We start from the raw sequence: 26,064 nt of genomic DNA, 5'->3' as shown, positions 1-26,064 counted from the left end.
ATAATCGAAAACATGGCCCATGGTAGCACCGCTCACGAAGTGCTCGCGGTCGTGTTCCAGGTTCGCGAAGTGACCGCACAGGTTACGAAGGGACGCCGGGCGGCGAAACCGCAGTTGAACGTGCTGTTATGGCAGCGCGCCCGGGAGCCGCAACAGGGCACGTGGTCGTTGCCGGGCGGGCAGTTGCGCAACGACGAGGACATGATCACCTCGGTCCGGCGCCAGCTGGCCGAGAAGGTCGACCTCAAAGAGCTGGCCCACCTGGAACAGCTTGCGGTGTTCTCCGACCCGCACCGGGTGCCGGACACGCGCGTGATCGCGTCCACTTTCCTGGGCCTGGTGCCCTCCCCCGCCAGCCCCGAGCTGCCGCCGGATACCCGCTGGCATCCGGTGAACTCGCTGCCGCCGATGGCCTTCGATCACGGTCAGATGGTGGACAACGCCCGCACCCGGCTGATCGCCAAGCTGTCCTACACCAATATCGGCTTCGCTTTGGCGCCAAGGGAATTCGCGCTTTCCACGCTGCGCGACATCTACGGCGCCGCGCTGGGCTATCAGGTCGACGCGACGAACCTGCAGCGGGTGCTGGCCCGGCGCGGCGTCATCAGGGCGACCGGCACCATCGCACAATCCGGGCGCAGCGGCGGGCGTCCGGCCGCGCTGTACCGGTTCACCGACGCGGCGTTGCGGGTCACCGACGAGTTCGCCGCGCTCAGGCCGCCGGGGCTGCCAGGCTAGGCTGGCGGAAGGGCGTCATCGGGCGGCGCGGGGGCGATTGAACTTTCAGTGGCGTTCTGGCCTGGCCACAGTGACGAGAAGTCGCTCACACTGCGGCGATTACGTTTTGGTTACCCGCTGTTCGTGCGCGAGAATGCCGGGTGGCCACGAAGGGAGCCTCAATGGCTGAGCTCGGCAACCTCGCAGGCACGCAGGGCGCGGAATGGATCGCCCGGCCGCCGCACGAGGAACTGCAGCACAAGGTGCGTCCGCTGCTGCCCTCGGACGACCCGTTCTATCAGCCGCCGCTGGGCTTCCAGCACGCCGAGCCCGGGACCGTGCTGCGCTCGCGCGACGTCGAGCTGGCGTTCCTCGGCCTGATCCCGCAGCCCATCAAGGCCATCCAGCTGCTGTACCGGACCATGGACATGAACGGCGAGCCGGAGGCCACCGCCACGACGGTGATCGTCCCTGCCGAGCTGGCTCCGGGCCAGTCCTGCCCGCTGCTGTCGTACCAGTGCGCGATCGACGCCGTCTCGTCGCGCTGCTTCCCCTCCTACGCGCTGCGGCGCCGGGCGAAGGCGCTGGGCGCCATCGGACAGTTCGAGCTCTTCCTGATCGCCGCCGCCGTGGCCGAGGGGTGGGCCGTGTCCGTGCCCGACCACGAAGGCCTGCGCGGCCTGTGGGGCGCGCCGTACGAACCGGGCTACCGCGTCCTGGACGGCATCCGGGCCGCGCGCAACTCGGAGCGCCTCAACCTGTCCGCCACCGCCCCCGTCGGGCTGTGGGGATACTCCGGCGGCGGACTGGCCAGCGCCTGGGCCGCCGAGACGTGCGCCGAATACGCGCCCGAGCTGGACATCGTCGGCGCGGTGCTGGGCTCGCCCGTCGGCGACCTGGGCAACACGTTCCGCCGGCTCAACGGCAGCTTCCTGTCGGGGCTTCCCGCGCTGGTGGTGGCCGCGCTCGCGCATATCTATCCCGATCTGGACCGGGTGATCCGGGAACACACCAACGAGGAGGGGCGCGCCCTGCTCGACTCGCTGGAGAAGATGACGACGGTGGAAGCCGTGGTGCGGATGGCCGGCAAGAACATGGGCGACTACCTCGACCAGCCGCTCGAGCAGATCCTGTCCACCCCCGAAGTCACCTACGTCTTCGACCACATCAAGCTGGGTGCCGCCGTCCCGACGCCGCCGGTGCTGATCGTGCAGGCGGTGCACGACTACCTGATCGACGTCCACGACATCGACGTGCTCGCGGACGCGTATTCGGCCGGCGGCGCGCACGTCACCTACCACCGCGACGCCTTCAACGAGCACATGATGCTGCACCCGCTCTCGGCTCCGATGACGCTGCGCTGGCTGACGGATCGGTTCGAAGGCCGCCCGCTGACCGAGAACCTGGTCCGCACCACGTGGCCGACGATGTTCAACCCGATGACCTACGTCGGCATGGCCCGGCTGCTCAAAATCGCGGCCAAGGTCGTCACGGGCCGCAAGATCGGCCGCCGCCCGCTATGACACCGGCGCTTCCGCGTCCCACCGGCAGCGCTTCGGAAGGCCTGGGCTCCGGCGGGAGCGCACCCAGGTCGTCGCGGGCGTCCGCGGCCGCCCGCACGGCGTAGACCAGGGCCGCGATGCCGGCCGGCCACAACAGGGTCACCGCGATCTGCAGCGGACCGGTCGAGAAGAACACCGGTGGCGCCTGCGTGACGTAGGCAACCGACGGGCTCTTCGTCAGCGGAACCGCGTCGAAGTTCAGGGCGCCGTAGCTCAGCCGGACCAGGCCGGCCCCCACCGCCGACGCCAACGCTGCCGCCGCCACCATGCCGCTCGACAGCGCGATGACCATCGCGGGCCCCCGGTGCTCGCGCCACTGCCACACCCCGACCGAGCCGACCACCGCCAGCACGGTCAGCAGCCCCAGCAGCAGGGCCGGCGCGACGAAGAAGTGCTCGGACTCGTTGCCCAGATAGTCATGGACCCGCTCGCCCGAACGGGTGAGGGCCACCACGGCGCGAATCGGCGGGACGATCCATGCCCAGACGCCGCCGATCACCAGGCCGGTGACCGCCGACCCCAGGGCGACGACCAGCAGCGCGCGCACCCGGGCCCGCCGGGAAACGGTGACGAGCGGCGTATCGGTCTTGGCCGGCTCGGTCACCGCTGCGTCTCCAGATCGCCGGAATCGACCTCACCGTGCCTCGAGCAGCGCGCGCGCCAGCCGTCGGGGCGAACCTGCACCACCATCCGGCGACCGCACGCCGCGCAGAACCGGGGAGGCTCGAGACCCAACTGAGCCGCTGTCGGCACTGTGGTGCCCCCTAATTCCCCGGTGTAGACGTTGTAGACGCCGGCGCTGACTACTGCTCCCAGGGCGCCCAAATCGCCAACCACAAGTCTCCAACCCTAGCCGCGAAGCCGGCCTACAAGCTGGCGTTGAGCCCCTTGAGGGGCATCTGCAGGTCGTCCAGCAATTCCAGGTCGGATTCGGCGGGCCGGCCCAGCGTGGTCAGGTAGTTGCCGACGATCACGGCGTTGATGCCGCCCAGGATGCCCTTCTTGGCACCCAGGTCGCCCAGCGTGATCTCGCGGCCCCCGGCGAAGCGCAGCATGGTGCGCGGCAGCGCCAGCCGGAACGCGGCCACCGACTTCAGCGCCTCGCTGGCCGGCATGACCTCCAAGTCGCCGAACGGGGTGCCGGGCCGCGGGTTGAGGAAGTTCAGCGGCACCTCGTCGGGGCCCAGCTCGGCCAGCTCGGCGGCGAATTCCGCGCGCTGCTCGAGGGTTTCGCCCATGCCCAGGATGCCGCCGCAGCACACCTCCATGCCGGCGTCGCGGACCATCGACAGCGTCTCCCAGCGCTCTTCCCAGGTGTGGGTGGTGACGACGTTGGTGAAGAACGAGCGAGCGGTCTCGAGGTTGTGGTTGTAGCGGTGCACGCCCATCGCCGCCAGCTCATTCACCTGCTCGGAGGTGAGCATGCCCAGCGAGCACGCGACGTTGATCTCGACCTCGTTGCGGATCGCCTCGATGCCGGCCGCGACCTGGGCCATCAGCCGCTCGTCGGGCCCGCGAACCGCCGCCACGATGCAGAACTCGGTGGCGCCGGACTTGGCGGTCTGCTTGGCCGCCTCGACCAGGCTGGGGATGTCGAGCCGCGCGCTGCGCACCGGCGACGCGAACAGCCCCGACTGCGAGCAGAAGTGGCAATCCTCCGGGCAGCCGCCGGTCTTCAGGCTGATGATGCCCTCGACCTCGACCTCGGGGCCGCACCAGCGCATCCGCACGTCATGGGCCAGCGCCAGCAGCTCGTCGAGGCGGTCGTCGGGCAGCTGCAGCACCCGCAGCACCTGGTCCCGGCTCAGTCCCCGGCCATCCTCCAGCACCTGCTGCCGGGCTACCGCCAGAATGTCCTCGTCGTTGCCGGTTTCGGCCGTCGGTCGAGTTGCCGCTTGAGTCACCAGGTACTCCCCTTGCCTCTTTCTCGTGCCCGCGCGTGGGGACACATCTGCCAGGTGTGATGGCAGCGGTGAATGAAAAGGTGTTCAAAGTAGGGTAACGGCCGAACTACACGACCTACCTATGGGTATACGACCATGGTGACTCCGCACGTCGAATTCGTGGCCCACCACTACCTGCTGTTGGCGGCGCCGGCGTTTCTGCCTGCGGTGATCGTCGTCGGGGTGGTCTTGTACATCGCGCTGCGCGACCGCCGGGAAGGCCGGGCGACCACCGGCGCCGGCAAGGACGCTTCCCGTCCCGACACGCCCGACAAAGAGCGTGATTGACGAGCCCTGGATCGGGGCATTAAACAAACAATCACGACCCTACTTGACGGTAATAAGCGGTTGACATCAATCGGATCCTCCGGGGCAGCCCGGCGCGGTTGGGAGGCACGACGATGCGGTCGAATGAACTGACGATTGTTGCTGAGGCGCCCGCGCGCGGCGCGGGGCTGAACCAGGTGATCGGGCTGTCGATCGCCGCGGTGGTGATCACGCTGCTGATGCTGTGGGTGGGCCACGCCCATCGCACTCATCGCATCCAGTGGCTGACCCGCGCGGCCGACAAGATGGGCGAGAAGTTCCACCGGCCCAACTGGGTGGCGCTGCCGGTCCTGATCTTCACCACATCGATCATCTGCGCGCTGTTCGGATTCATCTGGGACGTCAGCTGGCACATCGGCAACGGCCGTGACCCGGGCCCGCTGGCCAACCCGGCGCACTACTTCATCATCATCGGATTGTTCGGGGTTTTCCTGGCCGGCATGGTGTCGGTCGTCCTGCCGTTCGACAGGCCCGGTCCCGCGCCGGTGCGCATCACGCGCAACTGGCATGCCCCGGTGGGCGGCGTGCTGATGGCCGGCTGCGGACTATACGCGATGATCGGTTTCCCGCTCGACGACATCTGGCACCGCATCTTCGGACAAGACGTAACCCTTTGGGGCCCAACACATTTGATGATGATTGGCGGCGCGTGCTTTTCACTGTTCGCGGTGCTGATGCTGGAGCGCGAGGGTGAGGTCGACGAGGGCGAGCAGGTCTATCACGGCGTTGTCATCACCTTCCTGCGCTACCTGTCCTTCGGCGGGTTGTTCATCGGCTTGTCGGTTTATCAGATCGAGTTCGACTTCGGTGTTCCCCAATTCCGCCTGGTGTTCCAGCCCATGCTGATCGCCGCGGCGGCGGCGCTGGCGGCGGTCGCCGCGCGCATCACCATGGGGCGGGGCGCGGCCCTGATCGCGGCGATCTTCGCCATCGCGCTGCGCGGCGGCGTCGCCCTGCTGGTCGGGCCGATACTGGCCGCCCCGATCAACTGGTTCCCGCTGTATCTCGGCCCGGCGCTGGCCGTCGAGCTGGTCGCGCTGACCCCGGTGTTCAAGCGCCCCATCGTTTTCGGTGCCGTCGCCGGCCTGGGCGTGGGCACCGTCGGGCTCTTCCTGGAATCACTGTGGATCGCGGCGGTGTACCACTACCCGTGGCCGATCAGCATGTGGGGCGAGGCCCTGGCCATGGCCGTGCCGGTCGCGGTGCTGATGGGGATGTGCGGCGCCCTGTTCGGACTGGTGCTCACCGGGCAACGGCTCCCCGGCCGGGCCGTCGGCATCTCGGCCGTCGTGGCCACGGTGCTGGTGATCGGCGGCGCGGTGGCCAATGGCCTGCACATCGTCGTGCCGCGGCAGAACAACGCGACGATCATGCTGACCGACCTGCCGAGCGCACCCGGAAAACGCATGGTGTCGGCCGACGTTCAACTCCAGCCCGCCGACATGGTCAGCGACCATCCGGACTGGGTGACGATCCTGTCCTGGCAGGGCCGGATGGAGAACAACCGCGGCCTGCAGATCGACCGTCTCGACAAGGTCGGCCCGGGCCACTACCGGTCCACCCAACCGCTGCCGGTCTGGGGATCGTGGAAAACCCTCCTCCGGGTTCAGGACGGCTACACGATGACCGCGGTGCCGATCTACGAGCCGGCCGACGACGCCATCCCGGCACCCGAGGTTCCGGCGCTGCCGGCGATGAACCGGCCGTTCGTGCAGGAGATCACCATCCTGCAGCGCGAGCGTGACCAGAACGCCCCGGTATGGCTGTTCACCGCCGGCTCGTTCGTGGTGCTGTTCCTGACGCTGATGGTGGTCGCCGGCCTGACCTGGGGTGCGGGCCGGCTCGGCTACGCGATCACCGAGCCCGAACCCGTCGAGGACAAGCAACAGATCCCGCGGGCGGCGTGAATCCATGACCCTTCGAGGCGCTCTCATCGCAGCGTGGGCGGCCGCACTGGTCTGCGGCCTGGTCGGCTGCGCCGGTTCGACCAGTGAGTCCCCGGCCGCACCGCTGATGATCGACGTGACCATCGCCAACGGGCAGGTCACCCCGACCAACGCCACGCTGCAGGCCAAGGTGCACCAGCAGATCACGCTGCACGTGAGCAGCGACGCCACCGACGAGCTGCACGTGCACTCGACGCCGGATCACAAGTTCCAGGTCGCCGCCGCTCCCAACCAGACGTTCGGATTCGCCGTCGACGTTCCCGGCAACGTCGCGGTGGAGCTGCACCACCTGGACCGCACCATCGCAACGATCCAAGTGCAGTCGTGAGCTCCGCCGCCGCGGCGGTGGTGCTCGCGCACGGCCTCGGTGGGTCGGGTGACCTTCCGGTGCCCTACGCCTACGCGATGGTCGGGGCGGCATGGGCGCTCACCTTCACCTTCGCCCTGGTGGCGTTCGCGTGGCGGCGACCGCGGTTCGATCCGCTCAAGCCGGGACGCCCCATGCCGACGGCGCTGACGACGTTCGTCGACTCCCGGGTTACCCGGTGGTCGGCGGCCGCGCTGGCCCTGGTGTTCTCGGGGTGGGTGGTAGCCGCCGGAATATGGGGCCCCGAATCGGAGTCCAACGCGCTGCTCGGCGCGTTCTACGTGCTGCTGTGGGTCGGGCTGGTGGCGCTGTCGCTGGCCATCGGGCCGGTGTGGCGGGTGATCTCGCCGATGCGCACGGTGTATCTGCTGCTGCGCCGTGTCGTCCCGGAGCGGTTCGGCCGGCCCCGGCTGTCCTACCCCGAAGGATGGGGCTACCGCCCCGCCGCGGTCGGCCTGTTCGCCTTCGTCTGGATGGAGCTGGCCAGCCCCAATCCGGCGGCACTGGCGTGGGTGCGAACGTGGATAGCCGCCTACGCCGTGCTGATGCTGGTCGGCGCGTGGCTGTGCGGCCAGCGCTGGCTGGCCCGCGCCGACCCGTTCGGCGTGTACAGCATGGCGGTCTCCCGGCTCTCGCCCTTTCGGCGCAACCGGGACACCGCAAAGATCGTCGTCGGAAACCCGCTCGACCACCTGCCCTCGCTGCCGGTGCGGCCGGGCGTCGTGGTGCTGCTGGCGGTGCTGCTCGGCTCGCTGGCGTTCGACAGTTTCTCGTCGTCGCCGACGTGGCGCGGCTTCTCCGATCAGCTCACCCGTGAATTCGCCGCTCCCCCGACATTGGCGTCGTCGATACTGCGCACAATCGGACTGGTCGTCTTCATTTGTGTTGTGGCAGTGACGTTTTCACTTGCTGCGCGCGCCACCGGCGGGGTCACCGCGCAGCGGCGCCGCGAATTGCCCGGCGAGATGGCGCATTCAATGATCCCCATCGTCGTCGGCTACATCTTCGCGCACTACCTGTCCTATCTGGTGGAGCGTGGACAGCAAGCGGTGTTCGCGCTGGCCGACCCGTTCGGCCATGGGTGGAATCTGCTCGGCCTGGCGCATCTGCACGTGGCCTACGTCTTGTCCATGCACCCGCCGGTGCTGGCCGCGATCAAGGTGACCTGCGTGGTCACCGGGCACATCGTCGCGGTGATCGCGGCCCACGACAAAGCCCTGCGGCTGCTCCCCGCCGGCCATCAGCTCACCGGCCAACTGACGATGATGCTGGTAATGGTCGGCTACACCTTCACCGGTTTGTATTTGCTCTTCGGGGGGTAGGCGTCCGGGCGTGCGCTTCCTAACGCCATCGCGAGAAGCGGCGCGTCGAGGGCCGACCCGACACCGGGCCGGTTGATGCGTCCGACCGAATCGGTCCCCCCGGACGAACAGAACCCGGCCCGAAAGATTTGGCGTCGCCCGCGTGCGCTGTCCTGGGTCAGCATTCAGTCCAAGGTGATGCTGATGCTGCTGGTGTCGAGCCTGGCGTCGCTGGGTGTGATCGGCACCGTCGAGTACGTCGCGGCGCGCAACGCGCTGCTGCCGGCGGCTTCGGAGCGGATGACGCAGCTGCGCGAGGCGCAGAAGCGCGCGATCGAGACGCTGTTCTCGGACCTGTCGGATTCGCTGGTGGTTTACAGCCGGGGGTCCACCGCGCTGGACGCGGTGCAGGCGTTCACCACCGGCTTCGACCAGCTGGCCAACGCGCCCGTCGACCCCGGGCAGCAGCGGGCACTGGTGGACTTCTACAACGAGCGGCTGATCAAGCCGCTGGAGCGCGACACCGGCAGCAAGCTGGCCCTGGACGCGGTGCTGCCCAGCAACAACTCGCAGCGCTACCTGCAGGCGCATTACACCGTTGCGGTGCAGGGGTCTTCGAACGGGTCCGCGCCCGACGACGCCGGCGACGGCAGCGCCTGGTCGGCCGCCAACGCCCGATTCAACGACTACTTCCGCGAGATCGCCACGCGCTTCGAGTACCGCGACGCGCTGCTGCTGGACACCCGCGGCAACGTGGTCTACACCGTGCGGAAAAGCGCGTCGCTGGGCACCAACGTCCTCACCGGGCCGTACCGCCAGTCGAACCTGCGCGGCGCGTACGAGAAGGCGATGGCCGCGAACTCGGTGAACTTCGTGTGGATCACCGACTTTCAGCCGTATCAGCCGCAGCTGGGTCAGCCCATCGCATGGTTGGTCGCGCCGATCGGCCCGCCCGGCAAACCGGCCGGAGTGCTGGCGCTGCCGCTGCCGGTTGCCAAGGTGAACCGGATTATGACCGCGGACAAGCAGTGGCGGGCGGCGGGCATGGGCCAGACCGCCGAGACGTACCTGGCGGGCCCGGACGACCTGATGCGCTCCGATTCACGGCTGTTCCTGGAAGACCCGCAGCGATACCGGCGCGAGGCGCTGTCCGCCGGCGCTCGCCGCGAGACCGTCGACACCGCGATCCGCTGGGGCGGCACCACGCTGGTCCAGCCCGTCGCCACCTCGGCCGTGCGCGCCGCGCAGCGCGGCGAGACCGGAACCGTGACCGACACCGGTTATCTGGGCCGACGAGAGCTCGCGTCGTATGCCCCACTGTCGCTGCCGAATTCCGACCTGCACTGGTCGATCGTGGCGACCAGGGAAACGTCGGAGGCCAACGCCCGGGTGGCGTCGCTCACCCAGACACTGATATTGACCACCACGGCAATGGTTTTCGTCATCTGTGTGGCCGCGCTGCTGGTCGCCCAGATCTTCGTGCGTCCCATTCGCAGGCTGCAGGCCGGGGCACGCGAGATCAGCGCCGGCAACTACGACGTGTCGATCCCGGTCACCTCCCGCGATGAAATCGGCGAGCTGATGGCCGCTTTCAACGACATGAGCCGCAACCTGCAGATCAAGGAGGAACTACTCACCGAACAGCGCAAGGAGAACGACCGGCTGCTCGCTTCGCTGATGCCCGAGCCGGTGGCCCGGCGCTACCGCGACGGCGAACAGACCATCGCCCAGGAGCACCAGGACGTCACGGTCATCTTCGCCGACATCGTCGGCCTCGACGACATCTCCGGCAAACTTTCCGGCCTCGAGCTGGTGGGCATCGTCGACCAGCTGGTCCGCGAACTCGACTCGGCGGCGGAATCCCTTGGCATCGAGCCGATCCGCACCCTGCACAACGGCTACCTGGCCAGCTGCGGCCTGAACTTTCCCCGGCTGGACAGCGTCCACCGCACGGTCGAATTCGCGGTGGAGATGCAAGACATCATCGCGCGCTTCAACAGCAAGACCGGCTACCACCTGGCCCTGCGGGCCGGCATCAACACCGGCAACGTGATCAGCGGATTGGTCGGGCGATCCAGCATCGTCTACGACATGTGGGGCGCGGCCGTCAACTTGGCCCATCAGACACGCAGCAGCACAACACAATCGGGAATCTATGTCACCGCGAAGGTCTACGAGGTGATGCACGACATCCGGCGATTCACCCCGGCGGGCACCATCACCGTCGGCGGCGTGGAGCAGCAGATCTGGAAGCTCTCGGAAGGGCAGGGGCAGTGAGAACCTTCGACTCGCCATCGCTGTACTGGGCCGCCGGTGTGGTATTCGGCCTGCCGCTACTGCTGATCGCCCTCACCGAATGGCACCAGAGCCTCCTCCGCAAGGGGAGCCCGCTGGCGCGGCCCGTCCTGCTGATGCGCAGTTACCTCATCCCGCTGGGCGCCCTGCTGGTGCTGCTGGTGAATGTCGCCCAGATGCCGGCCCAGTTCACGTCGGTTCGGGTGCTGGCGACGGTGTTCGGCTTCGTGGTGCTGGTGCTGCTGCTATCCGGGCTCAACGCAACGGTTTTCGAGGGCGCGCCGCAGGGTTCCTGGCGCCAGCGGATCCCCGGCATCTTCTTGGACGTGACCCGGTTCGTGCTGATCGGGGTGGGACTGGCGGTCATTTTCTCCTACGTGTGGGGCGTGCGCGTCGGTGGCCTGTTCACCGCGCTGGGGGTGACCTCGGTGGTCATCGGCCTGATGCTGCAGAACTCCGTCGGACAGATCGTGTCGGGCCTGTTCATGTTGTTCGAGCAGCCCTTCCGGATCGGTGACTGGCTGGACACCCCGGCGGCGCGGGGCAGGATCGTGGAGGCGAACTGGCGGTCCGTGCACATCGAATCCGGCCGCGGGCTGCAGATCACCCCGAACTCGGTGCTGGCCACCACCTCGTTCACCAATCTGAGCCGCCCGCCCGGCGGACACCAATTGGCAATCACCACAACCTTTTCCGAGATCGACCCGCCGGATCGGGTGTGCGCGCTGTTGGAGCGGGTCGCGAACGCCTTGCCGCAGCGCAGGCCCAACGCGGTGGCGACGTCGGCGCCGACCGGGGGTGCCGACTATCGGGTCACCGTCGGGCTGAGGTCGCCCGCGGACGACGCGGCCGCACACGCGGCGTTTCTGCGCTGGCTGTGGTACGCGGCGCGGCGCGAGGGCCTGCACCTGAACGGCGCCGAGGACGACATCTCCACGGCCGAGCGCATCGAGCAGGCGGTGCGCACGGTGGTGGCGCCGGCGTTGCGGCTCAGCCAACCGGATCAGCAGGCCTTGGTCTCGCACGCGAAAATCGTTCGGTACGGGGCCAACGAGATCGTCGAGCACGCCGGTCGCGTTCCGGCCGGGATGACGTTTTTGATCGAGGGCGGCGTGCGGTTGACCGCGACCGCCGCGGACGGATCGGTCGTCGCGGTCGGCGCGCTGGACGAGGGCTCGTTCCTGGGTGTGACCGCCCTGACCCGCCAGCCCAACCTCTCCGACGCGCAGGCGATCGACGAGGTGACCGCGCTGGAGATCGATCGCGACCACCTGGTCGAGCTGGTGATGGACAAGCCGCTGCTGCTGCAAGAGCTGGGCCGGACCATCGACGAGCGGCGCGCCAGGGTGCAAGCTGCCACCGCGCCGGAGTTCGCGACCTCGGGCAGCTAGGTAACGGGGTGCTCGAGCTTCTTGCTGCCGTCCCAGCGGCGCAAACCCGCAAAGCTGCCGTCGATCTGGGCGGGCCGGCCCGCGATGCGCAGCGCCCTCCCGAGTTGACCGCCGGCGACGCGCCGGGCCATCGTGACGTGCGCGGTCCACTGCCCGGGCAGGCTGTTGGGCATCGGACCGGGCGACAAATGCGGCCCGCACACCCGGTGCACCTCGGCATGCAGGGCCAACAGTTCGCCGGTCGGCACCACCAGCCGCGCGAAAACCGCACTCGCGCGGCCGAATAACACCGGCGCACCGATGAGGCAGCGCAGCGGCAGCCGCTCGGTGAGCGGGCTCAGCAGCTCGTCGACGTCGGCGGCGATGCCTTCGGCCACGGCCAGCGTCACGTGCGGCCGGCTGGCCGGTGCCTGACTGGGAATTCCGGCCGCGGCCAACGCTGCCCAGACGTTTCGGATCGCCGCCTCGGTGTCGCGGTCGAAGACCAGCTCGATGGATCCGACCATCAGCCCACCAGCGAGGTGACCCAGTCGCGGTCGAACGCCTGCGCGCACAGGGCCGCGAACCCGGCGGCGTCCAGCGACGCCGCGCCTTCGGGCAGCACGGCGCGCACCGGGGCCAGCCGGGCCAGCGCGGGCCGGTTCGTCGTCTCCACCACCCCGGGCCGCCGGGGCCAGCTGCCGATGACCAAGCCCGCGCATGAAAGTTTTTGTGCGGCAATGGATTCCAGGGTCAGCGCGGTGTGGTTGAGGGTGCCCAGCGACGGGCCGACCACCACCAGCACCGCCGCGCCCAGCGCGACGGCGAGATCGCGTGCGGTGACACCGTTTTCGCCGAGTTCGACCAGCAGTCCCCCGGCGCCCTCGACCAGCGTCAGCCGCCCGGGGCGGTCCAGCTCCCCGATGAGCGTCAGCAGCTGCTCGCGGCTGGGCAACGGCATCCCCGCGGCCTCGGCGGCGGCGACCGGTGCCAGCGGCTGCGGATAGCGCCCGAGCCCGGCCAGCTCGGTCACCCCGGACAGCCGGGCCACCTCGGCGAGGTCGTCGTCTCCGTCGTCGGTGCCGGTCTGGACCGGTTTGCACACCGCCACGTCGAGGCCGGCCTGACGGGCGTGGCAGGCCAGCGCCGCGGTGGCGACCGTCTTGCCGACTCCGGTGTCGGTGCCCGTGACGACCAGAACCGTCACCGGCGCGCCTCAACCAAGGTTGGCGAGCACATCGGTCAGCACCCGGCGCGCGACCTCCAGCTCGGCGTCGTCCAGTGACGCGCGCGCGGTCAGCCGCAACCGCGACGTCCCGGCGGGCACGGTCGGGGGCCGGAAGCATCCCACCCGCACGCCGGCATCCAGGCAGGCGGTCGCGGCGGCCACCGCCACGTCCGGGTCGCCCAGGATCACCGACACCACGGCAGACTGCGGCGTCCCGGGCACGCCGCAGACCTCGGCCAGGAACGCGGCATGGCGCAACACCGCGTCCGCCCGCCACGGCTCGGATCGCAGCACGGTCAGCGCTGCCCGCGCGGCGCCCACGGCCGCCGGGGCCAGGCCGGTGTCGAAGATGAACGTGCGCGCCGCGTCGATCAGGTGGGCGCGCACCGATGCCGGCGCGAGCACCGCGCCGCCCTGGCTGCCCAGCGCCTTGGACAGCGTGGTGGTCATGACCACGTCGGGCGCACCGGCCAGCCCGGCCTCGTGCAGCAACCCGCGGCCGCCGCCGCGCACGCCCAGGCCGTGCGCCTCGTCGACGATGAGCAGGGCGCGATGCCGGCGACACACCTCGTGCAGTTCCCGCAGCGGCGCCAGCGCGCCGTCGGTGGAGAACACCGACTCGGTGATGACGACCGCGCGCTCCTCGTCGCGGGCCGCCAGCACCGCCTCCACGGCGCCGACGTCGCGATGCGGCGTCACCGCCACCCGCGCCCGCGACAGCCGGCAGGCGTCCACCAGCGAGGCGTGCGAGTACTCGTCGGAGACCAGCAGCGAACCCCGGCCCGACAGGCCGACGACCGCGCCCAGGTTGGCCGCGTAGCCGGAGGAGAACAGCAGTCCGGAGGCGGCGCCGACGTAGTCGGCCAGCTCGGACTCGAACTGCTGGTGCAGCTCGGTGTCGCCGGTGACCAGGCGTGACCCGGTCGCCCCGGCGCCCCACAGGCGCAGCGCGGCGACCCCGCCGTCGATCACGTCGGGGTGTTGGGAGAGCCCGAGGTAGTCGTTGGAGGCTAGGTCCAGCTCGGTGGCGACGGCGGGACGCGGCCGCAGTGAGCGCCGCAGCCCGGCCTCGCGGCGCTGCCGTTCCACCGCGTCCAGCCAGGCCAGCGGGGAAACCTCGATCGGTGCCTTCATCGCCCTAAAGACTACGAGAGCCGGTGATCCGGGTGACCTCGACCATCGCCGAGGTGATCTGGTCGATCTCGCCGGGCGTGCAGATGTAGGGCGGCATCGCGTAGACCAGGTTGCGGAACGGGCGCAGCCAGACTCCGTTGTCCAGCGCCGCCGGGGTGGCGACGGCCAGGTCGACCGGGCGCTCGCATTCGATCACCCCGATGGCCCCGCATACCCGCACGTCGCGCACGCCGGGCAGCGCCCGGGCCGGCTCGAGTCCGGCCGCCAGGCCGGCGCCGATCTCGCCGACCCGCGCCCGCCAGTCCTGCCCGAGCAGCACCTCGACGCTGGCCACCGACACGGCGCAGGCCAGCGCGTTGGCCATGAACGTGGGGCCGTGCATCAGCGCTCCGGCCTCACCCGTGCTGATGGTGTGGGCGATGTCGGTCGTGCACAGGGTCGCGGCCAGGGTGAGATATCCCCCGGTCAGCGCCTTGCCGACACACATGATGTCCGGGCTGACGCCGGCGTGGTCGGCCGCGAAGAGCTCGCCGGTGCGGCCGAAGCCGGTGGCGATCTCGTCGAAGATCAGCAACACGTCGTGCCGCCGGCAGATGTCGCGCAGGTCGCGCAGGTATCGCGGGTCGTGAAAGCGCATGCCGCCGGCGCCCTGAACGACGGGCTCGACGACGACGGCGGCCAGCTCGTCCGCGTGCCGGGCCAGCTGTTCCTCGAACGCCGCGCTGTAGCCGGGGTCATAGTCGCGGGGCACCTGCGGCGCGAACACCTGCCGGGCCAGGATGTCGGTCCACAACGAGTGCATGCCGCCGTCGGGGTCGCAGACGCTCATCGGCGTGAAGGTGTCGCCGTGGTAGCCGCCACGCCAGGTCATCAGCCGGTGCTTGCCGGCCCGGTTGCGGCTGCGCCAGTACTGCAGCGCCATCTTCACCGCCACCTCCACCGACACCGATCCGGAGTCGCTGAAGAACACCGTGTCCAGCCCGGCCGGGGTGAGGTCGACCAGCAGCTGGGCCAGCCGCGCCGCGGGTTGGTGGGTCAGCCCACCGAACATGACGTGGTTCATCGAGTTGAGCTGGGCCGTCAGCGCCGCATCCAGCACCGGATGGCCGTGCCCGTGGATCGCCGTCCACCAGGAGCTCATCGCGTCGAGCGCCTCGACCTGCGCGCCGTCGTGGATCAGGGTGAGCCAGGCGCCGCGGGCTCCGACGGCCACCACGGGGGCGACGGCTTCGGCGCCGATGGTGCTATAGGGATGCCACAAATGCGCGGCGTCGATCGCGCTGATCTGCTCGGGCGTCAGCCCGGCCTTGGCCGCGGGCATAGTGATCGAGGGTAAAGCAGCCGATTCGCGCAAAACTCCGACGTCGGGAAGCATGGGACATCATGGCCACGCCGCAGCAGTCCGACAGCGCGACGCCGGGACCCGAGGCGGGGCCGGCGCCGGGGCCCGGCTGGTCCAGAGACACGCACTACCCGCTGGTCGACTACGACGCCGAGGCGCCTCGGGTGATCCGGGTGCGGCTGGCGCCGTGGGACGTCGCCTGCACCGTCGTGCTGCTGATCCTGCTCGCGGTGCTGGCCACCGCGACGACCTGGCCGACGCGGCTTTTCGGCTTCCTTGCCAACGTCTGCGAGGACGAAACCTGCGGGCCGGTGCCCTACGGGCTGGACCTGTACATCCACCCGGTGGTGTGGGGCGGCATCGGTGCGGCCATGGCCGCGGCCGTCATCGGACCGGTCGTGTCGATCCTGAAGGGCTGGTACATGTCCTTTTGGCCAGTGCTGTCGCTGGCGCTGGTCATGGTCAGCTCGGTGGCCGGGTCGCTGCTGACGATGTTCAGCGAACGCTACTGGCTCTGATCGCCCCACCGGCGACGCCCGGCGGACGTGCGATTTCGTAGTGGGCTGAGACCGAAATCACAACTGCGCATGCGAGATTCGGCGCGCCAGTCACCGTCCGGTCACGGTACGACAAAAAATCCCGCGTGGACCTGGCGGCTAACAAAATCTGTTGTCAAAGTGGCTTGTGTGACTGATGTGAATACAACGGCCTGACCGCTGATTCACTTCGCAAGTGCCATGGACGGCGTCCGGCCCCAGCGTGGGGGCCTTCGCGGGTCCATGAACCGGGGGCGGACGCGCGAGGTCACCGCGTCGAGGCCCATTGAGCGCCTGGAGAGGCCAGGGAAAGGCCAGAAACATGAAACGCATCTACGCCTTCGCGATCGGTTTGGCCCTGCTCGGGGCGCCGATGGTGGTTCCCACCATCGCGACCGCCGACCCGGGCGCCAGGTCGATGGACTATCAGCAGGCCACCGATGTGGTGATCGCGCGCGGTCTGTCGCAGCGCGGCGTGCCGTTCTCCTGGGCCGGTGGCGGCATCAACGGCCCCACCCGCGGCACCGGCACCGGCATCAACACCGTCGGTTTCGACGCGTCCGGGCTGATGCAGTACGCGTACGCCGGCGCCGGCATCAAGCTGCCGCGGTCGTCGGGCGCGATCTACCGCGTCGGCCAGAAGATCAGCCCGCAGCAGGCCCGCAAGGGTGACCTGATCTTCTACGGCCCCGAGGGCACGCAGAGCGTCGCGATGTACCTGGGCAACAACCAGATGCTCGAGGTCGGCGACGTCGTGCAGGTCTCGCCGGTGCGCACCAACGGCATGACCCCCTACATGGTCCGGATTCTCGGGGCCCCGTTGCAGCAGGCGCCGGCGCAACAGGCGCCGCAGCAGCTGCCCACCCAGCAGAGCCCGCAGCAGCTGCCCGCCCAGCAGGCCCCGCTGCAGCAGAGCCCGCAACAGCTGCCCACCCAGCAAGCCCCGCTGCAGCAGACGCCGTACCAGCAGACGCCGCAGCAGCTGCCCGCCCAGCAGGCCCCGTTGCAGCAGGTTCCGACGCAGCAGGCCCCGTTGCAGCAGGTTCCGACGCAGCAGGCCCCGTTGCAGCAGTCGCCGTTCCAGCAGGCGCCCGTCCAGCAACTGCCGACCCAGCAGCCGCCGTTGCAGCCGACCGGCGCCGGCATCGGCAGGTAATCTCGCCGGCCGGTCCTCGGCCGTCCGACGCCCGCCACTTGCTCCCCCGCCGCCCGGTGCGGAAGCTCTCGCGACCCGCCTGAGCAGCCGCCCCGCCGCGAGCGGTCGGGAGCGGGTGGCGGGTTTTCGGTAAATTAGCTGTCGATCATGCAGACCCCGCCACCCCCTCCCGCACCGGACGCCACCGCCGATCCGGGGGCCACGGGGGCGCATAAAGCGAGGTCGCAGCGGTTCTATCGCTATGACCTCGACGGCCTGCGCGGCATCGCAATCGCGTTGGTCGCCGTCTTCCACATCTGGTTCGGCCGCGTCTCCGGCGGCGTGGACGTGTTCCTGGCGTTGTCCGGATTCTTCTTCGGCGGCAAGGTGATTCGCGCCGCGTTGAGCCCGGCCGTGACGCTGTCGCCGGCGTCCGAGGTGGTCCGGCTCGTCCGACGACTGGTTCCGGCCCTCGTCGTGGTGCTGGCCGGTTGCGCGGTGCTGACCATCCTGGTTCAACCGGAGACCCGCTGGGAGACGTACGCCGACCAAAGCCTCGCCAGCCTCGGTTACTACCAGAACTGGGAGCTGGCCAACACCGCCTCGGACTACCTGCGGGCGGGCGAAGCGGTCAGCCCGTTGCAGCACATCTGGTCGATGTCGGTGCAGGGCCAGTTCTACGTCAGCTTCCTGGTGCTGATCGCCGGCCTGGCCTTCCTGTTCCGGCGCCCGCTGGGCGCCCGGCTGCGGACCGTGATCCTGGTCGTGCTGACGGCGCTGACGGTGGCCTCGTTCGTCTACGCGATCGTCGCGCACCAGCAGGACCAGGCGGCCGCCTACTACAACACCTTCGCGCGGGGCTGGGAGCTGCTGCTGGGCGCGCTGGTCGGCGCGCTGGTGACCCGAGTCCGCTGGCCGATGTGGGTGCGGACGATGGTGGCCACGGTCGCACTCGGCGCGGTGCTGTCCTGCGGGGCGATGATCGACGGCGTGCAGGAGTTCCCTGGCCCGTGGGCGCTGGTGCCGGTCGGCGCCGCCATGCTGCTGATCCTCGTCGGGGCCAACCTGCGGGGCGAGCGGTTGCCGCTGCCCAACCGGATCCTGGCGACGCGCCCGCTGGTGGAACTGGGCGCCATGGCGTATGCGCTCTACCTCTGGCACTGGCCGCTGCTGATCTTCTGGCTGTCCTACAGCGGCCACAAGCACGCCAACTTCATCGAAGGGGCGGTGCTGCTGCTGGTGTCCGGCGTGCTGGCCTATCTGACCAACCGGCTCGTCGAGGACCCGTTGCGCTACCGCAAATCCTCGAAGCCCGCGCCGGCGCCGACCACCCGGCCGTGGCCGACGCGCCTGGCCCGGCCGACGATGGCGCTCGGATCGGCGATCGTGCTGCTGGGCGTGACGCTGACCGCGACCTCGTTCACCTGGCGCCAGCACGTCACCGTCTTGCGATCGGCCGGCAAGGAACTCAGCGTCCTCAACCCGCAGGACTATCCCGGCGCGCGTGCGCTGACCGAACGCTTGCGGGTGCCTGCGCTGCCGATGCGGCCCTCCGTCTTGGAGGTCAAACAGGACCTGCCCGCCACCACCCGGGACGGCTGTATCAGCGACTTCGTCAACCCCGCGGTGGTCACCTGCACCTACGGCGATGTGGCCGCCGACCGGACCATCGCGCTGGCCGGTGGGTCACACGCCGAGCACTGGCTGCCCGCGCTGGACATCCTGGGCAAGACGCGCCACTTCAAGGTCGTGACGTATCTGAAGATGGGCTGCCCGCTGTCGACCGAGCAGGTCCCGCTGATCATGGGCAACAACGCCCCCTACCCGCAGTGCCGCGAATGGGTGCAACGCACGATGACCAAGTTGGTCACCGACCGGCCCGACTACGTCTTCACCACCACCACCCGGCCGTGGAACATCAAGAGCGGCGACGTCATGCCCGCCACCTATATCGGGATCTGGCAGACGTTGTCCGACAACAACATTCCGATTCTCGGGATGCGAGACACCCCGTGGCTGGTGAAGAACGGACAACCGTTCGACCCGGCGGACTGCCTGGCCAAACGGGGCGGCACCGCGCAGTCCTGCGCGATCAAACGTTCCGACCTGCTTTCGGACCGCAACCAGACGCTCGACTTCGTCGGGCAGTTCCCGCAGCTCAAGGTGCTCGACATGTCGGACGCGATCTGCCGCACCGACGTGTGCCGCCCGGTCGAGGGAAACATCCTGATCTACCACGGCGCCCACCACCTGACCCCCACCTATGTGCGGACCATGACACCGGAATTGGGCCGCCAGATCGCCGAGGCCACCGGCTGGTGGTGACCCGCCTTACTCCTGGCCGCTTACCCGAGTGAGCGCAACCGCGCGCGGATAAGGTCGATAGGTGTCAACCAACAGTCCCGCTTCAGAAGCAGGCGGTAACCACCAACCCAAGCTCGCCACCGTCTGGCCGGGAAATCCGTATCCGCTCGGCGCCTCCTACGACGGCGCGGGGACCAACTTTTCGTTGTTCTCCGAAATCGCCGAGAAGGTCGAGTTGTGCCTGATCGACGACCAGGGCAGCGAGTCACGGATTCCACTGGACGAGGTGGACGGATTCGTCTGGCACGCCTATCTGCCGAACATCAACCCCGGCCAGCGCTACGGTTTTCGGGTCTATGGGCCTTGGGATCCGGCGGCCGGTCACCGCTGTGACCCGAGCAAGCTGCTGCTCGACCCCTACGGCAAGGCTTTCCACGGCGACTTCACGTTCGGCCAGGCGCTGTTCTCCTACGACATGAAGGCGGTCGAACCGGGCGGGCCCAACGCCGACGGCGCCGACCCGGGGACTCCGCCCATGGTCGATTCGCTGGGCCACACCATGAACAGCGTGGTGAGCAACCCGTTCTTCGACTGGGGATCCGACCGCGCACCGCTGACCCCGTATCACGAGACCGTCATCTACGAAGCCCACGTCAAAGGGATGACGCAGACCCATCCCAGCGTCCCCGAGGAGCTTCGGGGCACCTATGCCGGCCTGGCCCACCCGGCGATCATCGACCACCTCAAGTCGCTGCGGGTCACGGCCATCGAGCTGATGCCGGTACACCAGTTCATGCACGACTCGCGGCTGCTGGACCTGGGCCTGCGAAACTACTGGGGCTACAACACTTTCGGGTATTTCGCCCCGCACAACCAGTACGCGGCCAACCGCACGTCCAGCGTCGCCGAGTTCAAATCCATGGTGCGCAGCTTCCACGAGGCCGGCATCGAGGTGATCCTCGACGTGGTCTACAACCACACCGCCGAGGGCAACCACCTGGGGCCGACCATCAATTTCCGCGGCATCGACAACGCCGCGTACTACCGGCTCGTCGACACCGACCTGCGGCTGTACAAGGACTACACCGGCACCGGCAACAGCCTTAACCCGCGCCACCCGCACGTGCTGCAGCTCATCATGGACTCGCTGCGCTACTGGGTGACCGAGATGCACGTGGACGGGTTCCGTTTCGACCTGGCCGCCACGCTGGCCCGCGAACTGCACGACGTCGACCGATTGAGCGCGTTCTTCGATCTGGTGCAGCAGGATCCGATCGTCAGCCAGGTCAAACTGATCGCCGAGCCGTGGGACGTCGGCGAGGGTGGCTACCAAGTCGGGAACTTCCCGGGTTTGTGGACCGAGTGGAACGGGAAGTATCGCGATACTGTGCGCGATTACTGGCGGGGCGAGCCCGCAACCCTGGGCGAGTTCGCTTCCCGGTTGACCGGGTCGTCGGACCTCTACGAGGCGACCGGTCGCCGCCCCAGCGCCAGCATCAACTTCGTCACCGCGCACGACGGATTCACCCTCAACGACCTGGTGTCCTACAACGAAAAACACAACATGGCCAACGGGGAGGACAACCGGGACGGGGAGAGCCACAACCGATCGTGGAACTGTGGCGTCGAGGGCCCCACCGACGACCCCGACATCACCGAGCTGCGCTACCGCCAGATGCGCAACTTCTGGGCGACGCTGATGCTCAGCCAGGGCACGCCGATGATCGCCCACGGTGACGAGTTCGGGCGTACCCAGAACGGCAACAACAACGTGTACTGCCAGGACTCCGAATTGTCTTGGATGGACTGGTCTTTGGTCGACAAGAATGCCGACCTGCTGGCGTTCGCCCGCCGGGTGAGCACGCTGCGCAAGCGGCATCCGGTGTTCCGGCGGCGCCGGTTCTTCGAGGGTGAGCCGATCCGGACCGGCGACGAGGTGCGCGACATCGCCTGGCTGAATCCGAGCAGCCGCGAGATGACGCACGAGGACTGGGGCGAAAGCATTCACAAGTGTGTGGCGGTGTTCCTCAACGGCGAGGCCATCAGCGCACCCAACGCACGCGGGGAGCGGGTCGTCGACGACTCATTCCTGTTGTGTTTCAACGCCGGTGAAGAACCGGTGGAATTCGTGACGCCGAACACCGACTATGCGAAAGAGTGGACCGTGGAACTGGACACCAACGAACCGACGGGCCGCAAAGAGGGAGCCGACCAGGTGGTGACCGCAGAGGAGAAGGTGTCGTTGCCCTCGCGGTCCCTGCTGGTATTGCGTAAGACGCAGTGACGCATGGCTTTACCCGTCATCTCCACCTACCGGCTGCAACTGCGAGGTGAGTCCAGCGGGTTCGGGTTCACCTTTGCCGACGCGGAGAACCTGCTCGACTACCTGAACGACCTCGGGGTGTCGCACCTGTACTTGTCCCCGATCATGACCGCGACCGAGGGGTCGAGCCACGGCTACGACGTCACCGACCCCACGACGGTGTCGCCGGAGATCGGCGGCCGCGAGGGCCTGGCGCGACTGTCGGCGGCCGCGCGGGCGCGCGGCATGGGCCTGATCGTGGACATCGTGCCCAACCATGTGGGCATCGACTCGCCTCAGCAGAACGCCTGGTGGTGGGACGTCCTGCGGAACGGCCGTTCTTCGCCCTACGCAACGTATTTCGACATCGACTGGGACCTCGATGACGACGGCCGCATCGTGTTGCCGGTGCTGGGCTCCGACGACGACGCCGCCGGCCTGTCCGTCGAGGGGGACCAGTTGCGCCTGGGCGATCTGGCGTTCCCGATCGCACCGGGCACTGCGGAGGGCAGCGGCCCCGAGGTGCACGACCGCCAGCACTACCGGCTGGTGGGCTGGCGCAACGGCGTCTGCGGCTACCGCCGCTTCTTCTCGATCACCTCGCTCGCGGGGCTGCGTCAGGAAGACCGCGCGGTCTTCGACGCCACGCACGCCGAAGTCGGGCGGTGGTTCGCCGAGGGGCTGGTCGACGGCATCCGCATCGACCACCCCGACGGGCTGTCCGACCCGTGTGGCTATTTGGCCTGGCTGCGTGAGCTGACCGGCCCGGACGCCTGGATCGTGATCGAGAAGATTTTGGCCGTCGACGAGGCGCTCGAGCCCACCCTGCCCATCGGCGGTACCACCGGTTACGACGTGTTGCGCGAAACCGGCGGCGTCCTGATCGATCCCAACGGGGCCCCGGCGCTGACCGCGCTGGTGGAGTCGGCCGGCGTGGACTACCAGGCGATGCCGGACATGTTGGTGGACCTCAAGATCCGCGCGGCCACCGACACGTTGGCCAGTGAGCTGCGCCGACTGCGCCGCAGCATCGTGTCCACCGCCGGCGCCGACCACCCGCGGTTGCCCGAGGCGGTGGCCGCGCTGCTCACCCACATCGGGGTGTACCGCTGCGACTACCCCGGGCTGGTCGCGCTGCTGCCCACCGCGCTGGCCGAAACCCAGGCGGCCGCACCGGAGTTGGGGCCCGCCCTGCAGGTGCTGGCCGCGGCGCTGGCCCGCGGCGGCGAGCCGGCCACCCGGCTGCAGCAGCTGTGCGGCGCCGTCACCGCCAAGGCCGTCGAGGACTGCTTGTTCTACCGGGACGCCCGGCTGGTTTCGCTGAACGAGGTGGGCGGCGAGCCGCACCGCTTCGGTGTCGGCGCGGCCGAATTCCATCACAGCGCCGCCGCCCGGGCCCGGTTGTGGCCGCAGACCATGACGACGCTCACCACCCATGACACCAAGCGCGGCGAGGACGTGCGCGCCCGCATCTCGGTGCTGTCCCAGGTGCCGTCGCTGTGGACCGAGTTCCTCGCGCGCTGGGAGATCGCCGCGCCCTCCCCCGATCCGGCGACCGGACAGTTCCTGTGGCAGAACATCTTCGGCGTGTGGCCCGTCAACGGCGAGGTCACCGACGCGCTGCGCGATCGGCTGCACGCCTACGCCGAGAAGGCCATCCGGGAAGCGTCCTGGCACACCTCGTGGAACGATCCGGACACTGAGTTCGAGGGCGCGGTGCACCGGTGGCTGGACACCGTGCTCGACGGCCCGGTGGCCGGCCAGCTGACGGAGCTTGTCGCCCAACTCAATCCGCATGCCGCCAGTGACGCGCTGGTCCAGAAGCTGCTGGCGCTGACCGTGCCCGGGGTCCCGGACGTGTATCAGGGCACCGAGCTGTGGGACGACAGCCTGGTCGACCCGGACAACCGCCGGGCCGTCGACTACGACGCCCGACGCGCCGCCCTGCAGGCGTTGGAGCATCCGAAAATCCGGGTCGTCACCACCGCACTTCGCGTGCGCCGTAACAATCCGGACGCCTTCCTGCACGGCGACTACGTCCCGGTGGTGGCCGACGGCGACGCCGCCGATCACGTGCTGGCCTTCCGCCGGGGTGAGGACATCGTGGTGGCGGTGACCCGATGGACGGTGCGGCTGAGCGAAACAGGTTGGGGCAACACGGTTTTGCCGCTCCCGGACGGAACCTGGAAGGACGCGCTCACCGGGGTGATCGCCGATGGCCCCACCTCGGCCGCGCAGTTGTTCGCCGATCTGCCGGTGGCCCTGCTGGAGCGTCATCATGACTGAATTCCGGGTCTGGGCACCCAAACCCGCGCGGGTTCGGCTCGACGTCGAGGGCCGGGTGCACGCCATGACGCGCTCGGACGACGGTTGGTGGCATGCGACGCTGGACACCGCGCCGGATGCCCGCTACGGCTACCTGCTCGACGACGACCCCACCGTGCTGCCCGACCCGCGGTCGGCCCGCCAGCCCGACGGCGTGCACGCCCGCTCGCAGTTGTGGGATCCGGCCGCCGCGACGTGGACCGACACCGGATGGGCCGGCCGCGCGGTCGAGGGTGCGGTGATCTACGAGCTGCACCTGGGCACGTTCACCGAGGCCGGCACGTTCGACGCCGCCATCGACAAGCTGGACTACCTGGTCGACCTCGGCGTCGACTTCGTCGAGCTGATGCCGGTGAATTCCTTTGCCGGCACCCATGGCTGGGGCTACGACGGTGTGCTGTGGTACAGCGTGCACGAACCCTACGGCGGCCCCGACGGGCTGGTGCGCTTTGTCGACGCCTGCCACGCCAAGGGTTTGGGGGTGCTGATCGACGCGGTCTTCAACCACCTCGGCCCGTCGGGCAACTACCTGCCGCGATACGGGCCCTACCTGTCGTCGGCGAGCAATCCATGGGGCGAGGGCATCAACATCGCCGATGCCGATTCCGACGAGGTGCGCCGCTACATCATCGGGTGCGCGTTGCGCTGGATGCGCGACTTTCACGCCGACGGCCTGCGGTTGGACGCGGTGCACGCGCTGGTGGACACCACCGCGATCCACATCCTCGAGGAGCTCGCCACCGAAACGGACTGGCTGGCGCAGCAATTGGGGCGCCCGCTGTCGCTGATCGCCGAGAGCGACCTGAACGATCCGCGGCTGATCACCCCGCGCGATCGGGGCGGCTACGGCCTGACCGGGCAGTGGGCCGACGACATTCACCATGCCATCCACACCGCGGTGTCAGGCGAGCGCCAGGGCTACTACGGCGACTTCGGCAGCCTGGCCACCCTGGCGCAGACGTTGCGGCACGGCTTCTTTCACGCCGCCACCTATTCGTCGTTCCGGCACCGCCGCCATGGGCGGCCGCTGGACACCAGCGAGGAGTCCGGCATCCCGGCCACCCGGCTGGTCGCCTACACCTGCACGCACGATCAGGTCGGCAATCGCGCCCTGGGAGATCGACCGTCGCAGAACCTGACCGGCGGCCAGCTGGCCATCAAGGCTGCGCTGGTGCTCGGATCTCCCTACACCACCATGCTTTTCATGGGTGAGGAATACGGGGCCTCGACCCCCTTCCAGTTCTTCAGCTCGCACCCCGAACCGGAGCTGGCGCGGGCCACGGCCGAAGGACGCAAGGCCGAGTTCGCCGAACACGGCTGGGACGCCGACGAGATCCCCGACCCGCAGGATGCCCAGACGTTCGCGCGCTCAAAACTGGCCTGGGCCGAGGTCGACACCGGCAAGCACGCCCGGCTGCTCGGGCTGTATCGCGACCTGATCGCGTTGCGGCGTAACCACCCCGACATGGCCGATCCCTGGCTGCAACACCTCGCGGTCGACTACGACGAGGACGCGCGCTGGATCAGCGTCTGCCGGGGCCGATTGCGCATCGTGTGCAACCTGGGCGCCGAGCCGGTGCGGGTCCCGGTCAGCGGCGAGGTGGTGCTGGCCTGGGACGAGCCCACCGCCGATGCCGACGGCACTGTGCTACAAGGCCATTCGTTCGCCATCCTGTCGACCTGAGTGGGCTGTGGATAACTGAGTGGCGGCGCGGCGGGCTCACCCCCGATGATGCCGCCATGAGTCAATCTGAATTCGGTCACCCACTGCGACGGATCTGCTTGTGCAAGCCGGGCCGCCGCGCCACGAGGCCGGCGCCGGGCCTGCGCACCGTGCGTCACGACGTGCCGCCGTATCCCAGCGTCGAGCTGTTGTGGAGCGGCCCCGGGCCCGGCCCCGGCGACGACGACGAGGGCGCGTGAGTCGCGG

General features: G+C 69.0%; 21 protein-coding genes and 1 pseudogene. 15 read left to right on the top strand and 7 right to left on the bottom strand.

From position 1 onward, the window contains the following. Positions 1–12: 12 nt before the first annotated feature. Both ACYQ8K_RS09270 and ACYQ8K_RS09265 read left to right on the top strand, forming a co-directional pair. The gene (locus ACYQ8K_RS09270; protein WP_459968247.1) at positions 13–738 is read left to right on the top strand and encodes an NUDIX hydrolase; all 726 of its coding nucleotides are present in this window, start codon (positions 13–15) and stop codon (positions 736–738) included. A 161-nt stretch (positions 739–899) separates the two neighbouring features. After that, positions 900–2,240: a lipase family protein gene (locus tag ACYQ8K_RS09265; protein ID WP_459968246.1), complete on the top strand. Its 1,341-nt coding sequence runs from the start codon at positions 900–902 to the stop codon at positions 2,238–2,240. Here ACYQ8K_RS09265 and ACYQ8K_RS09260 read toward each other — a convergent pair. Genes ACYQ8K_RS09260 through bioB form a run of 3 tightly spaced genes read right to left on the bottom strand, consistent with a single transcriptional unit; the run spans position 2,206 to position 4,183 of the window. Then, the gene (locus ACYQ8K_RS09260) at positions 2,206–2,883 is read right to left on the bottom strand and encodes a DUF2567 domain-containing protein (protein WP_459968244.1); all 678 of its coding nucleotides are present in this window, start codon (positions 2,881–2,883) and stop codon (positions 2,206–2,208) included. The two genes, ACYQ8K_RS09265 and ACYQ8K_RS09260, sit on opposite strands and share 35 nt — an antisense overlap. After that, positions 2,880–3,116, bottom strand: a complete 237-nt coding sequence (bsaP, locus tag ACYQ8K_RS09255) for a biotin synthase auxiliary protein BsaP (RefSeq protein ID WP_459968243.1) — start codon at positions 3,114–3,116, stop codon at positions 2,880–2,882. Before bsaP ends, ACYQ8K_RS09260 begins: the two co-directional genes overlap by 4 nt. 29 nt (positions 3,117–3,145) lie before the next feature. Next, the gene (gene bioB, locus ACYQ8K_RS09250; RefSeq protein WP_459968241.1) at positions 3,146–4,183 is read right to left on the bottom strand and encodes a biotin synthase BioB; all 1,038 of its coding nucleotides are present in this window, start codon (positions 4,181–4,183) and stop codon (positions 3,146–3,148) included. 135 nt (positions 4,184–4,318) lie between these two features. Here bioB and ACYQ8K_RS09245 point away from each other — a divergent pair, with 135 nt between their 5' ends. The 6 genes from ACYQ8K_RS09245 to ACYQ8K_RS09220 all read left to right on the top strand — a co-directional run bounded on the left by ACYQ8K_RS09245 (position 4,319) and on the right by ACYQ8K_RS09220 (position 11,849). Continuing rightward, positions 4,319–4,510, top strand: coding sequence for a hypothetical protein (locus ACYQ8K_RS09245; RefSeq protein WP_459968239.1), 192 nt, complete (start codon positions 4,319–4,321; stop codon positions 4,508–4,510). A gap of 113 nt (positions 4,511–4,623) precedes the next feature. Continuing rightward, positions 4,624–6,456, top strand: a complete 1,833-nt coding sequence (locus ACYQ8K_RS09240) for a hypothetical protein (protein WP_459968237.1) — start codon at positions 4,624–4,626, stop codon at positions 6,454–6,456. Between the two features lie 4 nt (positions 6,457–6,460). After that, on the top strand, positions 6,461–6,823 hold the full coding sequence (locus tag ACYQ8K_RS09235; RefSeq protein WP_459968235.1) for a hypothetical protein: 363 nt from the start codon (positions 6,461–6,463) through the stop codon (positions 6,821–6,823). Next, positions 6,820–8,184 carry a hypothetical protein gene (locus ACYQ8K_RS09230; protein WP_459968233.1) on the top strand — a complete coding sequence of 455 codons (1,365 nt, stop codon included), beginning with the start codon at positions 6,820–6,822 and terminating at the stop codon, positions 8,182–8,184. Before ACYQ8K_RS09235 ends, ACYQ8K_RS09230 begins: the two co-directional genes overlap by 4 nt. 75 nt (positions 8,185–8,259) lie before the next feature. Beyond that, entirely contained in the window at positions 8,260–10,440 is a 2,181-nt protein-coding gene (locus ACYQ8K_RS09225) for an adenylate/guanylate cyclase domain-containing protein (protein ID WP_459968231.1), read from the top strand. Continuing rightward, positions 10,437–11,849: a mechanosensitive ion channel domain-containing protein gene (locus tag ACYQ8K_RS09220; RefSeq protein ID WP_459968229.1), complete on the top strand. Its 1,413-nt coding sequence runs from the start codon at positions 10,437–10,439 to the stop codon at positions 11,847–11,849. The genes ACYQ8K_RS09225 and ACYQ8K_RS09220 overlap by 4 nt, the downstream gene beginning before the upstream one ends. Here ACYQ8K_RS09220 and ACYQ8K_RS09215 read toward each other — a convergent pair. Genes ACYQ8K_RS09215 through ACYQ8K_RS09200 form a run of 4 tightly spaced genes read right to left on the bottom strand, consistent with a single transcriptional unit; the run spans position 11,846 to position 15,511 of the window. Beyond that, entirely contained in the window at positions 11,846–12,355 is a 510-nt protein-coding gene (locus ACYQ8K_RS09215) for a 2'-5' RNA ligase family protein (protein WP_459968227.1), read from the bottom strand. The two genes, ACYQ8K_RS09220 and ACYQ8K_RS09215, sit on opposite strands and share 4 nt — an antisense overlap. Further along, positions 12,355–13,035 carry a dethiobiotin synthase gene (bioD, locus tag ACYQ8K_RS09210; protein WP_459968226.1) on the bottom strand — a complete coding sequence of 227 codons (681 nt, stop codon included), beginning with the start codon at positions 13,033–13,035 and terminating at the stop codon, positions 12,355–12,357. Before bioD ends, ACYQ8K_RS09215 begins: the two co-directional genes overlap by 1 nt. A 9-nt stretch (positions 13,036–13,044) precedes the next feature. Beyond that, positions 13,045–14,190, bottom strand: a complete 1,146-nt coding sequence (locus ACYQ8K_RS09205) for an 8-amino-7-oxononanoate synthase (protein ID WP_459968224.1) — start codon at positions 14,188–14,190, stop codon at positions 13,045–13,047. A 4-nt stretch (positions 14,191–14,194) separates the two neighbouring features. Then, positions 14,195–15,511 (bottom strand): adenosylmethionine--8-amino-7-oxononanoate transaminase, encoded by a 1,317-nt coding sequence (locus ACYQ8K_RS09200; protein ID WP_459968223.1) that lies wholly within the window; start codon positions 15,509–15,511, stop codon positions 14,195–14,197. Positions 15,512–15,573: 62 nt separating this feature from the next. Here ACYQ8K_RS09200 and ACYQ8K_RS09195 point away from each other — a divergent pair, with 62 nt between their 5' ends. From ACYQ8K_RS09195 to ACYQ8K_RS09165, 7 genes and pseudogenes are all read left to right on the top strand, one after another. Beyond that, on the top strand, positions 15,574–16,050 hold the full coding sequence (locus ACYQ8K_RS09195) for a hypothetical protein (protein ID WP_459968221.1): 477 nt from the start codon (positions 15,574–15,576) through the stop codon (positions 16,048–16,050). A gap of 340 nt (positions 16,051–16,390) precedes the next feature. Continuing rightward, positions 16,391–17,032: pseudogene (gene ripD / locus ACYQ8K_RS09190) on the top strand (NlpC/P60 family peptidoglycan-binding protein RipD); the annotation flags it as partial. A 339-nt stretch (positions 17,033–17,371) separates the two neighbouring features. Further along, positions 17,372–19,528, top strand: coding sequence for an acyltransferase family protein (locus ACYQ8K_RS09185; protein ID WP_459968219.1), 2,157 nt, complete (start codon positions 17,372–17,374; stop codon positions 19,526–19,528). A 61-nt stretch (positions 19,529–19,589) separates the two neighbouring features. Further along, entirely contained in the window at positions 19,590–21,791 is a 2,202-nt protein-coding gene (glgX, locus tag ACYQ8K_RS09180; RefSeq protein WP_459968217.1) for a glycogen debranching protein GlgX, read from the top strand. A gap of 3 nt (positions 21,792–21,794) precedes the next feature. Then, entirely contained in the window at positions 21,795–24,095 is a 2,301-nt protein-coding gene (treY, locus tag ACYQ8K_RS09175; protein ID WP_459968215.1) for a malto-oligosyltrehalose synthase, read from the top strand. After that, positions 24,088–25,818 (top strand): malto-oligosyltrehalose trehalohydrolase, encoded by a 1,731-nt coding sequence (gene treZ / locus ACYQ8K_RS09170; protein WP_459968213.1) that lies wholly within the window; start codon positions 24,088–24,090, stop codon positions 25,816–25,818. Before treY ends, treZ begins: the two co-directional genes overlap by 8 nt. A 56-nt stretch (positions 25,819–25,874) precedes the next feature. Next, positions 25,875–26,057: a hypothetical protein gene (locus ACYQ8K_RS09165; protein ID WP_459968211.1), complete on the top strand. Its 183-nt coding sequence runs from the start codon at positions 25,875–25,877 to the stop codon at positions 26,055–26,057. The last annotated feature ends 7 nt before the right edge of the window (positions 26,058–26,064 follow it).

The sequence above is a fragment of the Mycobacterium sp. MUNTM1 genome (assembly GCF_054660795.1).
Note: the sequence above shows the minus strand (reverse complement) of the source record. Positions and strands in the feature narration are given on the sequence as shown.

Bases quoted from the DNA above. Each gene is read 5' to 3' on its own strand.
- ACYQ8K_RS09270 (WP_459968247.1), top strand. From the start codon at position 13: ATGGCCCATGGTAGCACCGCTCACGAAGTGCTCGCGGTCGTGTTCCAG.
- ACYQ8K_RS09265 (WP_459968246.1), top strand. From the start codon at position 900: ATGGCTGAGCTCGGCAACCTCGCAGGCACGCAGGGCGCGGAATGGATC.
- ACYQ8K_RS09245 (WP_459968239.1), top strand. From the start codon at position 4,319: ATGGTGACTCCGCACGTCGAATTCGTGGCCCACCACTACCTGCTGTTG.
- ACYQ8K_RS09240 (WP_459968237.1), top strand. From the start codon at position 4,624: ATGCGGTCGAATGAACTGACGATTGTTGCTGAGGCGCCCGCGCGCGGC.
- ACYQ8K_RS09235 (WP_459968235.1), top strand. From the start codon at position 6,461: ATGACCCTTCGAGGCGCTCTCATCGCAGCGTGGGCGGCCGCACTGGTC.
- ACYQ8K_RS09225 (WP_459968231.1), top strand. From the start codon at position 8,260: ATGCGTCCGACCGAATCGGTCCCCCCGGACGAACAGAACCCGGCCCGA.
- ACYQ8K_RS09215 (WP_459968227.1), bottom strand. From the start codon at position 12,355: ATGGTCGGATCCATCGAGCTGGTCTTCGACCGCGACACCGAGGCGGCG.
- ACYQ8K_RS09205 (WP_459968224.1), bottom strand. From the start codon at position 14,190: ATGAAGGCACCGATCGAGGTTTCCCCGCTGGCCTGGCTGGACGCGGTG.
- ACYQ8K_RS09200 (WP_459968223.1), bottom strand. From the start codon at position 15,511: ATGCCCGCGGCCAAGGCCGGGCTGACGCCCGAGCAGATCAGCGCGATC.
- ACYQ8K_RS09195 (WP_459968221.1), top strand. From the start codon at position 15,574: ATGGCCACGCCGCAGCAGTCCGACAGCGCGACGCCGGGACCCGAGGCG.
- ACYQ8K_RS09185 (WP_459968219.1), top strand. From the start codon at position 17,372: ATGCAGACCCCGCCACCCCCTCCCGCACCGGACGCCACCGCCGATCCG.
- treY (WP_459968215.1), top strand. From the start codon at position 21,795: ATGGCTTTACCCGTCATCTCCACCTACCGGCTGCAACTGCGAGGTGAG.
- treZ (WP_459968213.1), top strand. From the start codon at position 24,088: ATGACTGAATTCCGGGTCTGGGCACCCAAACCCGCGCGGGTTCGGCTC.
- ACYQ8K_RS09165 (WP_459968211.1), top strand. From the start codon at position 25,875: ATGAGTCAATCTGAATTCGGTCACCCACTGCGACGGATCTGCTTGTGC.